This is a genomic window from Luteimonas galliterrae, assembly GCF_023374055.1.
Taxonomy (GTDB): domain Bacteria; phylum Pseudomonadota; class Gammaproteobacteria; order Xanthomonadales; family Xanthomonadaceae; genus Luteimonas_C; species Luteimonas_C galliterrae.
Map to the genome: position 1 here is coordinate 661,570 of NZ_JAMBEP010000001.1, position 15,572 is coordinate 677,141.

General features: G+C 66.7%; 3 protein-coding genes. All 3 read right to left on the reverse strand.

Translation table 11 applies throughout. The features are described from left to right. Window positions 1-274 precede the first annotated feature (274 nt). The 3 genes from M2650_RS03070 to M2650_RS03080 all read right to left on the reverse strand — a co-directional run bounded on the left by M2650_RS03070 (window position 275) and on the right by M2650_RS03080 (window position 15,519). Window positions 275-13,138: an autotransporter-associated beta strand repeat-containing protein gene (locus tag M2650_RS03070; RefSeq protein ID WP_249471017.1), complete on the reverse strand. Its 12,864-nt coding sequence runs from the start codon at window positions 13,136-13,138 to the stop codon at window positions 275-277. 730 nt (window positions 13,139-13,868) lie between these two features. Next, on the reverse strand, window positions 13,869-14,111 hold the full coding sequence (locus M2650_RS03075) for a hypothetical protein (RefSeq protein ID WP_249471020.1): 243 nt from the start codon (window positions 14,109-14,111) through the stop codon (window positions 13,869-13,871). A 151-nt stretch (window positions 14,112-14,262) separates the two neighbouring features. After that, window positions 14,263-15,519: a serine hydrolase domain-containing protein gene (locus M2650_RS03080; protein ID WP_249471023.1), complete on the reverse strand. Its 1,257-nt coding sequence runs from the start codon at window positions 15,517-15,519 to the stop codon at window positions 14,263-14,265. Between the last annotated feature and the right edge of the window lie 53 nt (window positions 15,520-15,572).

Below are 15,572 nucleotides of genomic sequence, written 5' to 3' on the forward strand. Positions count from 1 at the left end.
CCCAGCGCTTTGTCTGTTTAGGGCTCGCCAGCCCTTCTATGGAGATGGATACTGACCTCAGGCCTCGACCAAGCCGCCCTTCCCATGTAGAAACCGCGCACTTTTGAGGCAGGCGATTCTGCTTTTCGCAGACGGCGTCGAAAATCCTGCGGAACGTCGACACTCAGTAGAGATTTGTACATCTCGCTTATGAAGAAGGAATCGGCGTTGGGGTCAACCGGCGTGGAGCTGGTCCACGCCGGCTTGTTGCCCCAAGCCATCCCATTGCCTGGAGCTACCAACGCACGCGCATGCCCAAATTGAGCCCGCGCTGCTCGTAATCGCTACCTTTCAGATCCTGGCCGATCGAAATCGCGCCGAAGAAGCTGACGTTGCGGTCGACCGCGGCTTCCACGCCGGCGTCCAGGTTCGCCGATGTTCCCAGGTCGTGACCCGGGAACGCGCTCGGCGCGACGCCCGATTGCGCCACGCGCAAGCCGTTGTCGTTGCCGCCGAACGTGCTGTGCACCGCGAGCGTAGCCCAGGGCCGGATCTGCGCCCCACCCGCGGTGTCGAACGCTTTCTCCACGCGCAGCGCGGCGCGCGCGGTGGCGACCAGGTCGTCGTCGAAACTGAGCTGGCGGCCGGCCGCATCGGTCTTGCCGTCCCATTGCACGCGGCTGCCGGACAGTTGCACCTGCGGTTCCAGCGTCCAGCCGTTGTCCAGGCGATAACGGTGGCCGTAGCGGGCGCTGAGCGTGAGGGTGTCGGCGTCGATGCGGTCGGCGAAACCGTCGGCCGTGCGCACTTCCGCGCGCGGACGCTGGCCGGTGAGCACCAAATCCATGTAGTTCCCGTTGTCCCACTCGCTGGTGCCGTACAAACCCACGATCGGCGTATCGAGGTCGATGCGCGCCGGACCCATGCCCGCGACCGCGCTCGAGTTGACGCCGGTGGCCCAGTACACGCTGTGCATGTAGCCGAGATACGCGCCGCCGCGCAGCACCGAATTTTCGCGCTCCATCACGCCGTCGACGCCGACGTACAGACCGGTATCGTCGCCGGTCACTTCGAAGCCGGGATCGGCGCCCAGTTCGACTTCCGTCGCGGCCACCGCGACCCACACGCCGCGGCAATCGTCGATGAGATCGGTGCCGGCGTTCTCCGAACGGTTGCGTTCCTCGCCGCACTGCGGCCGTTCGGCGCCGCGAGCGCCGGCCAGGCGCTGGTGCGCCAAGTCGTCGCCGCGCTGGCTCATCAGCGCGCCCAGACCCGGCAGCGCGCCGTAGCCGGCGATTTCCGGCAGCACATCCGTGCCGCCCTCGCCCGTGCTCAGATACCAGTTGCGGTCGCTCTGCTGACCGAACTCCCAGGCGAGCGGACTGCCTTCCAGACGCACGACGCCGTCGGCCGAATCGGGCACGAAGCTGCCCGCCGTAGCGGTATTGTCGTTCGGACTGGCGATCACCCGGATCGAGGTCGTGCCCTCGCCCGGGCTGCTGCCGTCGCTGGCGAAAGTCACGCGCGTGGTGCCCGTCACGTCGCCGGCGATGTCCAGCCCGCCCGAAGTGGCGTCGCCTGGCGACACCGTCAGCGTCAGTGCGCCGTCGTTGCTGCTGTAACTGCCGCCGATCGCGAAGCGGTTGGCGCCGACCTCGATCAGGCCCGCGTTCTCCACGCTGCCGCCGATGGACGCGCCGGCATTGGCGACCAGTCGCGACGTGCCATCGATTGCCAGCGAGCCGCTGGGCATGAAGCTCGTGCCGAGGGTGAGCGAGCTGTCCTGCAGCAACTCGACGCGCTCCCATTCCACGATACCGGCGGCGTTGCCGTCGTCCAGGTCCAGGCCGCTGAAGCTCAGCAGATCGCTGCCGCCCACGCCGCCATGCACGCCGGCCAGGCCGCTGATGTCGCCGCCGACGAAGCGCGCGGTATCGTTGCCTGCGCCGAAGGAGAGCGCGCCGCTCACGGCGCCCATCGAAGTGAAGCTATCGTCGCCGGCGGTGCCGCTGTAGATGCCGGCGATCCGAAGCGTCGCGCCTGCGGCCACGGTGCTGTTCTGGGCCGCGACGCTGCCGCCGGAAGCCACATTCAAGGTGCCCGCGAGCACGTTGACGGTGGTGAAGTCCGAGCTCGCCGGGCCGTTGATGTCCAGCGTGCCCGCGCCGGTCTTGCTCAGCGTTTCGAAGCCCTGCACGGCGCCCAGATCCGCGTTCGTCGCGATGTCGGTGTTGAACGTGTCGTTGCCCGCGCCGGCCGCGACCGTGCCGACGATGTTCGTACCGTCGTGGATGGTGAGCGTGTCGTCGCCATCGCCGAGCGCGAGCGTGCCGCTGCCCGTATCCAGCGTGCCGGCCACATCGAATACGTCGTTGCCCGCGCCCAGATCGCCCGTCGCTCGCAGCGTACCGGTCACGTTCACCGTGTTGGCGCCGGCGCTGCCGGCGAGCGTCGCCGCGCCGCCCGCGCCCTGCAGCGTGCCATCGACGTTGAGCGTCGTGGCATCGCCCAGCGCCACGGTCGGCGTGGTCAGCTCGCCGGCCACCGTCAGCGTGCCGCCGTTGAGCAGGGTGCCGCCGGTGTAGGTCGAAGCGCCGGTCAGCGTCGCTTCGCCGGCATTCTCCTTGCGCAGGGTCTCGAAGTTCACCGTGTTGGCGCCGTCGAAACTCATCGCGTTCGCGTTGTCCAGAACGACGGTATCGGTGTCCGCGCCGCCGTCGACGATATTGGCCAGCGTCGCGCCGTCCTGCAGCGTCAGCGTATCGTCGCCGCCGCACATTGCGACCGTGCCGGAGCCGGAGATGGTGCCGGCCACCGTCATCGTATCGGCGTTGTCGCCGCAGCCGAACGCACCCTCGACGTTCAAGATCGCGCCGCCGGCGACGACCGTGTTCAGCGAGCTGCCCGCGGTCGCCACCACGCTGCCGGCCGCACCGACGTTCAGCGTGCCGCCCTCCACTTCCACGCTCTGCAAGTCGGTCGCGCCCGGACCGCTGATGTTGAGCGTGCCCGCGCCGCGCTTGGTCACGCCCTCGAAGTTGAGCAGCGCGCCGAACTCGGCCGTGCCGTTGATGTCGTAGACGCGGCTGTCCAGGCCCGCGCCGCCGTCGATGGTGGCAGTCACCACCGTGCCGTCGTGCACGACGAAATCGTCGTCGCCGTCGCCGAGCGCGAAGACGCCGCCGCCGCTGAGCATGAAGCCGGAGACGTCCAGCACATCGTCGCCCGCGCCCAGATCGCCATGCATGGCGGCCAGGCCGGCCACGGTCAGGGTGTTCGTGCCGGCGCTGCCGGTGATTATCGCGTCGACGCCCCCGCCTTCCAGTATCCCCGCGACGTTGAGCACGGTGTCGTCGCCCATCGACAAGGTCGGCGTGACTAAGTTGCCGCCTACCGTCAGCGTGCCGCCATTGAGCGTCGTGCCGCTGCTGAAGCTCATGGCGCCGATCAGCGTCGCCTCGCCGGTGTTGTCCTTTTGCAGGAACTCGAAGTTGACGATGTTCGCCGCATTGAAGGTCGTCGCGCCGGTATTGTTCAGCGCCACGCGGTCGCCGGCGCCGTGCGCGCCGCCGTCCAGCGTGCCGTTGAAGGCCCCGAGATCGGCGCCGTCGTTCAGTGTCAGCGTGTCGTCGCCGTTGCCGAAGGCAATGCTGCCGTTGCCCGTAATCGAGCCCGCGATCGTCAAGCTGTCGTTACCGGCCGAGCCGGCGTAGCTGCCATCGACGTTCAACGTCGCGGCGCTGGCTACAGTCCCGGTCACCACGCCGCCGATCGAACCGGCGGCGGCGATATCCAGGGTGCCTCCGGCGACATTGACCGTGCTGAAGCTGGAGGCCGCCGGGCCGGCGACGATCAGCGTACCGGTATTGGTCTTGTTCAAGGCTTCGAAGCCGATCGCGCCGCCGAGCGTAGCGGTGCCGGCCAAATCGGACACGAACGTATCGTTGCCCGCGCCGCCGTCGACCGGTCCGGCGAGTCCCGACAAATCCGCGCCGTCCTGGATGGTGAAAGTATCGTCGCCATCCAGCATGTCGATCGCGCTGGCGCCGGTCACCGTACCCGCAACAGTGAAGTTGTCCGCGCCGTTGGTGAAGCCGAATGCGCCGGCGATATTGAGCGTGGCGCCGCTGGCCACGGTGGCGTTCTGCACGCCGGTCAAGCTGCCGCCGGCGCCGACGTCGAGCGTGCCGCCCAGCACATTCACCGTGCTGAAGCTGGACGTAGCCGGACCCGCCACGATCAGGGTGCCGGCGTTGGTCTTGGTCAGCGTTTCGAAATCGACTGCGCCGCCGAGCGTGGCCGTACCCGCCAGATCGGCGACGAAGGTATCCGTGCCCGCGCCGCCGCTCACCGGTTCCGGCGCCAGGCCGGACAGGTTCGCGCCGTCCTGGATCGTGAAGGTGTCGTTGCCGTCGCCCAGGTCGATCCGGCCCGTGTTCGGGCTGCCGGTGCTGACGATGGTGCCGGCGACGGTGAAGGTATCGTCGCCCGCTGTGCCGCCGTAGGCGCCGCCATCGGCCAGTTCCAGCGTGGCGCCGGACAGGATGGTGGTGTTGTTCGCCGCGATGCTTCCCGTGCCGGTCACGCGCAAGGTGCCGTCGTTGAGATTCACGTCGATGAAGCTGGACGCGCCGTGGATCTCCAGCGTGCCGGCGCCGGACTTGCCCAGGGATTCGAAATTCGTCAGACCGCCTAATGGAACCGTGTTGCCGGCGCCGACGTTCACGTCCAGCAGGTCGTTGCCCAGGCCGCCGTCGATGGTGGCCAGGCTGGTGTCGGTGGTGTCGTACACGTTGAAGATGTCGTCGCCCGCGCCCAGCGAGAACACGCCGCCTTCGGTGTCGATCGTGCCGGCCGCATCCAGCACGTCGTTGCCGCCGCCCAGGTCGCCGGTGGCGTTGAGCGTGGCGCCCGCGGCCACCGATATCGTGTTGGCGCCCGCGCTGCCGGTGATCGCCGCCGCGCCGCCGGCCCCTTGCAGGCTGCCGTCCACGTTGAGCGTGGTCGCGTCGGCCATCGTGACGGTCGGCGTGGTCAAGCTGCCGGCCACGGTCAAGATGCCGCCGTTGAGCACGGTGCCGCCGCTGTACGCCGCAGCGCCGGTCAGCGTGGCCGCGCCGGTGTTGTCCTTCTGCAGTATCTCGAAATTGATGGTGTTGGTGCCGTCGAAGGTCATCGCGCTAGCGTTGTTCAGCACCACCCGGTCGGCGGTGCTGTGCGCCCCGCCGTCGATCGTGTTCGCCAGCACCGTGCCGTCGCTCAGGGTCAGCGTGTCGTCGCCGCCGCACAGGTCGATCGTGCCGCTGCCAGACACCGTGCCCGCCACCGTCAGGCTGTCGCTGGCGTCGCCGCAGCCGAAGCTGCCGTCGACGTTGAGCGTCGCGCCGCTGCCGACCACCGTGTTCAGCGCCAGGCCGGGCTTGCCCACCACGCTCGCGCCGGCGCCGACGTTCAGCGTGCCGCCGAGCACTTGCACATCCTGCAGATCTGTCGCGCCCGGACCGTTGATGTTCAAGACGCCGATGCCGGTTTTGGTCACGCCCTCGAAGTTCAGCAGCCCGCCGAGATCGGCAGTGGCGTTGATGTCGTAGGTACGGCTGTCCAAGCCGCCGCCGCCGTCGATGGTGCCGATGATCTGCGTGCCGTCGTGGACCACGAAGTTGTCGTCGCCGTCGCTCAGGTTGAATATGCCGCCGTTGGTGTCCAGCGTGCCGGTCACGTCCAGCGTGTCGTTGCCGCTGCCGAGGTTGCCGGTCGCCAGGGCCGTGCCGGTGATATGGATCGTTTGAACGCCCGCGTCGCCGAGGACGTTCGCCGCCGAACCCGGGGCGAGGCCTTGCAAGCTGCCGGCCACGTTGAACGTGGTGCCGTTCGCCGCCACCAACGTCGGCGTCGCCAGAGTGGCGCCCGCACCTACCGTCAAGGTGCCGACGTTGAGGCCGACGCCGCCGCCGTACGATTGGCTGCCGGTCAGCGTCGCCTCGCCGATGTTCTCCTTCTCCAAGAACTCGAAACCGGTCACGTTGCCGGGGCCGAAACTCAATGCCGCCGCGTTGTTCAGCACGATGATGTCGCCGACGATGCCGGCGCCGCCGCTGATCGTGCCGGTGAAGCCGGTGAAGTCGGCGCCATCGTTGACGATCAGGACGTCGTCGCCGCCGCACAGGTCGATCGCGCCGCCACCGGTCACCGCGCCCGCCACCGACATCGCATCGTTCTCGCTGCCGCAGCCGAAGTCGCCGTCGACGTTCAGCGTCGCGCCGCTGCCGACCACGGTGTTCAACGCGCTGCCGGCAGTTGCGGCCACACTGGCCCCGGCGCCGATGTTCAGCGTGCCGCCCAGCACCTGCACATCCTGCAGGTCGGTCGTGCCGGGGCCGTTGATGTTCAACGTGCCGGTTCCGGTCTTGGTCACGCCCTCGAAGTTGGCCAACGCGCCGAGATCGGCAGTCGTATTGATGTCGTAGGTGCGACTGTCCAGGCCCGCGCCGCCGTCGATGGTGCCGATGACTTGGGTGCCGTCGTGCACGACGAAGTTGTCGTCGCCGTCGCCGAGGTTGAAGATGCCGCCGCCGAGATCCAGCGTGCCGGCGACGTCGAGCGTGTCGTTGCCGGCGCCCAAGTCGCCGGTCGCCGTAGCCGTGCCGTTCACGGTTACGGTTTGCGCGCCGCCATCGCCGGAGATCGTCGCCGAGGCGCCACCGATGCCTTGCAGGCTGCCGTCGACAGTGAGCGCGGTGTCGCCCGTCATGTCGACGGTCGGCGTGGTCAGGCTTCCGTCCACATCCAACGTTCCGCCGCTGATCGTCGTGCCGGCGGTGAAGCTCTGGCTGCCGGTCATTGTCGCGACGCCGGTGTTCTGCTTGATCAAGCTCTCGAAGCCGGCGGTGCGGCTGCCGTCGAAGTTCAGCGCCAGCGCGTTATTGAGGGTCAGTACGTCGCCCGCCGAATGAGCGCCGGCATCGATGCCGGCGCCGGCCAGGCTCGCGCCATCGTTGAGCGTGACCGCATCGTCTCCTGCGCCGAGGTTCAGCGTGCCGGGGCCAGTATCCAACGTGCCCGACAAGGTAACCGTGTCGCTGCCATCGCCCAGATCGCCGGCGGCGACCAACGTGCCGCCCGCGGCGACATTGATGGTATTGGCGCCTGCGCTGCCGGTCATGGTCGCGCTCGTGCCGCTCGCGCCCTGCACGATGCCGTTGACGTTGAGAACGGTGTTGTCGGCCATTGTCACCGTGGACGCGATCACGCTGTCTGCGCTGCCGACGCCGGCATTCAAAATGCCGCCTTGCAGTTGCACACCGGCACTGTAGTTGTGGCCGCCGGTCAGCGTCAGCGGACCCGTGTTCTGTTTGATCAAGCTTTCGAAACTGGTGTAGTCCGCACCGCCGAGCGTCATCGCCGACGTATTGTTCACCTGCAGCGTGTCGGTACCGGTTCCTGCCGCAACGCTAGCGTTCGCGAGCGTTGCGCCTTCGTTGATCGTCAAAGTGTCGTCGCCGCCACCCAGGCCCAGCACCCCGCCTCCGGTGTCCAGCGTGCCAGCGAGGTTCACCGTATCGCTGCCGCCGCCGAGATCGCCGTTTGCGCGCAACGTGCCGCCGGCGTTGACGTTGATGGTGCTGTCGCCCGCATCGCCGGTCATCGCGCTCGCCGCGCCGCCCTGGGCCTGCACGATGCCGTTGACATTCAGCGTCGAGCCCGCGTTCATGGCGATGCTCGGGGTGGTCAGCGAGCCTCCCGTCTGTACTTGCAGCGTGCCGGCATTGATCGCCGTCGAGCCGGTCGTGAGATGGCTGTTGGTCGCGATCTGCAGCGTGCCCGCATCGATGCCCGTCACGCCGCCGATGCTGTTGTTCGCCGCGGTCAGCACCGTCGTGCCGGTGCCGATCTGGGCGATGTTGCCCAGCCCGCTCAGCGTCCCGGTGAAGTTGAAGGAGTTCGAGCGGTTGAACGATAGCGTCGAAGTCGGATTGACTACGACGACGTTGCCGGTACCGGCATTGCCGGAGATACCGCCGTTGCCGATCATCAAATTACCGTCGTTGATGACGGTGTTGCCGCTGTAGCTGTTGTTGCCGGTCAGCACCCAGGTGCCGGCGTCGTTCTTGGCCAGCGTCGTCTTTCCGGTGGTGGCGTTCTGATCGATGATGGTGCCGCCCATCGTGTTCAGACCTGTATTGGTGCCGCCCAGCGCCAGCGTGCGCGCGCCGGCGCCGCTGTAGGAAGCCGAACCGGTATTGCTGAAGACGACCGCACCGGTGCCCGAGGACTCGATGAAGCTGACCCCGGTCTGGAGCATGAACAGGCGGTCGGTCGTGTCGCCCAAGCCCGTATAGCGCAGGGTCGAGCCCTGGCCGATGACGAGATTGGTCGCCGCGGAACCGGACATACCGATCGAGCTTGCTTGTCCGCCATTGGCGAGCTTGTCCACGGCGAGTACGCCACCGCTGATGTTGGTGGCACCGGTGTAGGTGCTGCCCGAATTCCTCAGCACCCAAGTGCCGGTGCCGGTCTTGGCGAGCGAGGTGATGCCGCTGCTCGGGTTGTCGATCCGCGCCGACAGCGCGTTGTTGTCCGTATTGGTGCCGCTGAGCGTCAACGTACGGTTGCCGGTGCCCGACAAGGTGATCGGCGCCGCGCTGGTGAAATCGATCGCGCCGGTGCCCGAAGCCTCGAGCCCGCCGCCGCTGGTGCCGAGCGTGAACTGGCGATCCGTGCTACCGCCTACGCCGACGTAGCGCAACGTACCCCCATTGAGGACCAAGTTGGCCGCATCCGCGCTCGAATCGCCGATCGAGCTGGCGATGCCGCCACTCTCCAAGCAATTGACCGCAAGCACGCCAGAGACGATGGTCGTGCTCCCGTCATAGGTGCTGTTGCAGCCGCTGAGCACCTGTACGAAGCTTGAGTTCCCAGTCTTGATCAGGCTGCCGCTGCCGCTTATTGCTCCAAGGTATGTGGCCGTGCCGGCGCTCCCGTGGCCTAGCGTGAGCGTTGCGCTGCCAAGCGTCACGTTGCCGCCGGCAGCGCCACCGCCGTTCACGGTAGCGATCGTATTGTTGATGCCGTCGAGATCCAAAGTTGCGCCGGCGACGTTGCTCAGCGTGACGCCGTTGAGGCCATTTCCGAACGCGCTGGTAGAACCGGCGCGCAAAGTTCCGGCTTCGATCGAGATGCCCCCCGAGTTCGTATTGTTTCCGCTTAGCACCAGCGTGCCGGCACCCCGCTTGAAAAAACCGCCGGTCCCGACGATCGGCCCTGCGAACCCCAGCGTCGTTCCGGATTGAAAGACATTGATGGCGCCCGTCCCCAAGAGGGTGAAACCGCGGTTGATGTCGACCGTACCACCCGTATAGGTCAGCGTGCCCGAGTTGAGCACTAATCCGCCGGACACATCGCTCGAGGCGCCGATGCCGCTGACCAGCCCGCTGTTCGCCAGGCAGTCGGTGCTCAAGGTGGCCGAAGTGAGCGCGGTGACGCCGGTATAGCTGTTGCCGCAGCCGTTCATCACCTGGGTCGGACCGGAGACCGTGATCCCGCCGGTACCGCTGATGGCACCGGAGAAGCTGCCGTTGCCATTGATCTTCAGCGTGCCCGAACCCAGCAGTACGTTGCCTGCGCCGTTCAAGCCGCCGACCCAGGGACTGAAGCCGGCCAAGTCGAGCGTAGTCCCAGCGTTTACGGTCATCGCGCCTGCGCCTGCGCCGGTCGCGTTGCCGCCGAAGGCCTGGTTGGAGCCGGCCTGCAAGATGCCGGCGGTCACCTGGGTTCCGCCGGTGTAGGTGTTGTTGCCGGATAGCACCAGCGTGCCGGCGCCATCCTTGAACAGTCCTCCGGTGCCGGTCGCGATGCCGCTCATCGTGAGCGTCGATCCCGCCTGCGCGACGCCGATGCGGCCGTTGCCGGTACCCAGCGTGAAGCCGCGGTCGGTCGATACGGTGCCGCCCAAATAGTCCAGGCGTCCGCCGCCGCTTAGCGAAAGATTCGAAGAGGCGCTGCTCGCGGCGCCGATGCCGCTGGCCAGGCCGCCGTTGGCGAGCGTGTTCACGGCCAAAGTACCGGCGGCGATGTTGGTGACGCCGACGTAATCGTTACCGGCATTGGCCAAGGTCAGCGTGCCCGCACCGGTCTTGGTGAAGCCGGCGTCGTCCGGACTGGTCACCTGGCCGGAGAAGGTCACGTTGGTGGCGGCGTTGAAGACCTCGAAGTTGCGTGTGGTGCCGCCGTTGATCAGGGTGAAACCGCGGTCGGTGCCGGCGGTGCCGCCGGTATAGCGCAGCGTGCCGTTCTCCAGTATCAAATTCGACGAGGCGCTGGACGAGGCGCCGATTGCGCTGGCCGCGCCGCCGTTGCCGATGCTGTTGAAGGCCAGCGTCGCGCCGCTCACCGTGGTCGCACCGGTATAAGTGTTGCTGCCGGTCAGGGCGACAGCGCCCGTGCCCAATGCGCCGCCCGTGCCGCCGCCCGTCCCGCCTACGGTGAAGCCGACCGCGCCGCCGTTATCGACGATGTTCGAAGCGATGGTGAATGTGCCGGCGCTGTTCTTCAGCACGCCCAGCGTGCCGCCGCCGACGGCGCCCGTCACCGAACCGCCCTGGATGGTCTGGTTGGTGCTGCCCGTGGTGGAGCTGACGATGATGGTGCCGTCCAGGCCGAGCGTCTGGCCAGCGCTCACGGTGACGGTGGAGTTCGCCGCGGCCGTGTACTTCAGGCCGGCGACCTGCTTGCTGCCGCTGACCGTGTTGAAGAAGGCCGTGTTGGCCGTGCCGCCCTCGTCGCTGAGGAATTGGCCGTCCTGCCAGAGGCTGGCGTTGTCCTGGTCGGTATAGTCGTCGAAAGCAACGATCTGCCCGCCCACCACTTCCGCGTAATCGGTCTGCGTGCCGGTGGTGATGGTCGCCCAGCCGCCCAATGCGCCGTTGGCATTGCTGGTGTTGAAAGCGCCACTCGTCGGCGCGACAAAATTCACGATACCGCCCGCGTGGACGATATTGCCCAGGTTGACCGTCAGGCTGCTGCCGGCGGTGGTGCCTGAAGTGGCGCGCAGCGTGTTGTTGCCCGCGGTAACGTTCAGCCCGCTGAAGCTCTGGCTGTTAGCCTCGCCGTTGGCGCCCGTGATGTTCACCGTCCCGCCGCCCAAGTTGAGCGTCGAGCTGGCGGAAACGATATTGCTCGCCGGCGCGGCGGCGTCCGCGAAGTCCAGCGCCAGCGTGCCGCCGCCGACTGTCGTTGCGCCGGTATATGTGTTGGCGCCGTACAGCGTCAGCGTGCTGGCGCCCAGCTTGGTCAGGCCGCCGTCGCCGGTGATATTGCCGCCGTATCGGGTAGTGCCGCTGGTGGCGCTGATGGTCAGCGAACCGCCGTCGGTATCCACGTTTCCGCCGGTGCCTGCCAGCGAAGCTGCGGTGATGTCGAAACCGCCGAGGTCCAGCGTACCGCCGTTGACGACGAGCGCTCCAGACGCGCCGAAGGCGGCGGCATGGCCGGCGACGAGCGTGCCGCTTTGCACGGTAGTGCTGCCTGTGAAAGTGTTATCGCCGCTCACCATCCAGGTGCCGGCACCGTTCATGCCTAGATTGCCTGCGCCCGAAACGACGCCGGAGAGCGTATTCGTTCCGGCGAAGCCGCCGTCCAGCGTCAGGGTGCCGCCCGCGTTGACCGTCGTCGCTCCGCTGAGCGATAGCGCACCGGTGCCGTCGTTGCGGATCGCGCTGGCGCCCGAGATCGCCAATGTACGGTCTGTGCCGGTCGCCGCGCCGGCATAGCTCAGCACGCCGTTGATCAAATTGATGCCGCCGGCGGCGCCCGTTCCGAAGGAACTACTGGTGCCCGTATTAGCAAGCGTGCTCGCTCTCACCGTTACGCCGTTGATGGTGGAAGCGCCGGTGTAGGTGTTGGCGCCACCGAGCGTGATCGTCCGGCTTACGCCTCCGCCGGTAAACCCAATGGCGCGACTGCCGCCGCTGCTGCTGATGACGCCGAGCAGCTGCATATCGGCAGTTTGCGCCGCGAATGACATGGAGAGCGAAAAAGAACCGGCGGCGTCGACGTCGCCAGTCAACGTCAGCGTGCCGGTGCCGGAATTTCGCAGTTGATTGCCGCCGCTGGAGGTGTTGTTGAAACGCCAGTTGCGGTTGGAGGCATCGCCGTCGCCCGAGTAGATGAGCGTGTTGCCTATTCCACCGCCGGCGCTGGAATGGATCGTTCCCGATGTCGCGTCGGTAGGTGCGCCCAGCGAGCTGGCCACGCCTAGGTCGGCGACCGAAGTGAAGCCGTGCGTTCCCTGGCCGAAGGCCGTGCGGCCGGTATAATCGTTTCCGTTATTGCTGAGCGTGCCGGCGACATTCAGGCCGCCGGAGCCGGTATAGCGCGCGGTCAGCGCGCCGTTAGTCGCGCTCGCGACGCCGCTCTGAATCGTGATCGTGCGGCTTGCGGCAAGCGGGTCCGTCGAAGTGATCGACGTGCCGTTCGCCAGCGAGACGCCATTGCCGGCTGCGCCCAGCGACGCATCATTGGCGAGTCCGATCCCGCCTGCGGACACCGTGAAGCCGCCGGAAAAGGTATTCGCGCCCCTGAGCCACAGGCCGCCGCCGCCGCTCTTGGTGATGCCTGCAGTGCCTGCGATGGCGGAATCGATGAAGCTGGTGCCGGTAGTGACGTTGATCGTCGGCGTGGTGCCGGTGAACGTCAGCGTGCCGCCGGTCAACGTGTAATTGTTGGTGCCGAAGGTGATGTCATGAACCGTGATCGGTCCCGCCAACGTCACCGTCCCGGCGGTGCCCATGAAGAAGGCGTTGTCGCCGCCGGGCGCTGCGTTGTTCCACGAGTCCATCGGGCCGGTCACGCCGTCGTTGAACTCGTTCCAGAACAGCGAGCTCGTGTTCCAGGTGCCGGTGCCGCCCTGGCCTAACGCGGTGGCGTTGACGTCCCACCACCTGTCCGCTGCCTGCGCCGGCACATATAGCGCTATCAGCACCCCCAGCGCGACCAGCCTGAGTCTCCAGTTGCCTTCCGCAATGCGGTCGAGCGCCGTAGCCGTCGCTGCGATCCGCTTGTCGACTTCGCCGCCGCCCTTGCCGCAACGCATGGCGAGCTCGGAAGCGACTATCCAGGCGCGCAAAGTCTTGGACCAGATGATGCGGAAAACGCGATTCATAAAGACCCCCTGTCATAAAGCACAATCGGATGCAGCGCCCGAAAACGCAGGGGCGCGAAACGATGAAAGTTCGATTGGGTTGGCGCACCAAGTCTGGCGCCGCCGGCGCAGACGGTTGACGGAGCGCGCATCCGTATCGGCCCGTTTTTTTTCGGTGGGCCGATTTGCTTTTTTTCGTTAGGCGAGACGTGCCATTGCGCCGCTCTAGCGAAGCCGTTGATACGGCTCCGACCGCAGCGCCCGCCGATGCCACCCAAAAAAAGGCTCCGTCCGTATTGCGGGCCTTCACTAATCCGGCTTCCATGCAACATGCCTACCCCCCGGTCGGCTTGCGCAGTCCAGTCCTCGTCCGGTTCCCCTAGGCGACCGTCGACTGATCCAGCGATTACAACCTAATCCTATATAAGCGGTTGCGCAAGAACATGATGGCACCCCAGCCCATCGTCTGACGACGCAGTTGGATGGCGAATGCAGTCAGGACCGGCAGTACAGGCCCTGATACTCGATCGCCCCTTAGTCCCGGCCGAGCCCGATTCCGAAACGGGCCGCCCCTTGGGACGCATCCGCACGCGTCGGGACGGAGCGATGTTGTGACCTGGTTCGCGATTCTCGGCTGAAAAAATATCGGGAGCGACCCGCTCACCGCATCGTGAAGGCGAAACATAAATCGACCGCTTGAAAGCCGGCTTACCCCCGCCACATGTCTGACTCCGGATAGGGCCTCTGGCGCCTATGGTGTGCCCGGCTCCGGCGATGTTCCCGCGTCGAGCCGGTCGAAATTGCCGATGGCGCTGAACACCGGGGCATAAGTCCCGACGGTCTCGCCGCGCCAGAGAGGGTTGCCGGCGAACAGCAGCACGTGGCCCTCGCCGTAGCGCGCATCGACCACGGCGGCGCGTTCGGCCATCTCGCCGCCATGGTCCAACAGGCCGGACACCAGCAAGCGCTTGGCTTCGGCGTAACGCAGGATCACGCGCGGCTGCTGTTGAGCGGGCTGCTGCGATCGGCGAACCTCGCCTGCAGCACGGTGCCGACCACTTTGAGTTTGTCGGTTGGGGCGACGAATACGCCAGGCGCGAGACCCGAAAACGGGGTCAGAGTACGTTTATCGCTATACAAAGCAGCTAGAGATCATAGGACAGCAGGTCGTATCCCGTCGCCGCCCGCACCACACGCTGATGGACGAAAGAGCCGCTGCCGCCATTGGTCAACACGACGATGCCGCGGCGTCGTTGCGCGTCGCCGATCGCGAAGTTCTTGAAGATGCCGCCGTTGCTGCCCGAGTGGTAGAACACCGGGCCGTCGCGGGTCTCCTCCATGTTCCAACCCAGGCCTTTCTCCGTCCATCGGCCGGGTACCTTGATCTGCGGCGTGAGCATGGCCTGCCGCGTGGCTTCGGCGATCTCCCATGGCGCGCGCTGCTTGCGCGCCATCATCAGGGCCAGGAACTTCGCGTAATCCTGCACGGTGGTGCGCAGGCTCGCCGCCGCATTGGCGACGATGTCGCCCGGCCACGTCACCAAGCCAGGCGGTGCGAGCGCGATCACTTCGGGCAACGCGCGTTCGGCGTCTTCGTACTTCCATGCGGATAGCGGCTTGCCCCAGCGGTCCGCGACTTTCTGGGCGACGCTCCATCGTTCGCGGAACATCTGCGACGGCATGCGTGCATCCGTCGCATCGTGCGCAGGGTGGCCGTAGACGGATCGCGCGGCCAGGTCCGCATTCCACGTGTAGCTGCTGTCCTTCATGCCGGCCGGGCCGAATAGATGCGTCCGCATCGAATCGTCCAGGCTCTGGCCGGTGATCGTTTCCACCGCCAACTGCAGCCAGAAGAAGGCCTCGCCGGAATAGTCGATGCGGGTCCCAGGCTTCACCACCGGTACGAGCTTTTCCGTCGCCGGCGAAGCGCGCCAGTTCGGCAGCCCGGTGGTATGACGCAACACGTCGCGCGGGGTGATCAGCGCTACCCAGGGGTGATCGGCCAGGTATTCGGGGCGCCGATACCGCACCAGCGGACGATCCAAGTCGATCATGCCCTGCTCTACCAACTGCATGACCAGATAGGCGAATACCGGTTTGCTCAGCGACGCGTCTTCGAACACCGTCCGCGCATCGACGGGCGCACCGGTCGACGCGTTGGTCACGCCGAAGCCTCGGCTCCAGGCCACCGTACCGCCCTCGACGACCGCAATGCCGACGCCGGGTACGGCGAAAGCCTTCATGATCCTGGGCAGCCCTGCGAGAAACTCGTCGTCTGGAATCCAGGAACTGTTGGCCTCTTTGCACGAAGCCGCCATCGCGCGGCCCCAAGGCAGCACGCCAAGCACGCCGAGCGCGGCGGCACGGTAAATAAAGCGGCGGCGGTCTGGAACTGGGCGCATCGGCATTCCCCATTGGATACGCTAACGCCGGTCGCATCAAGATCCGATGGCGA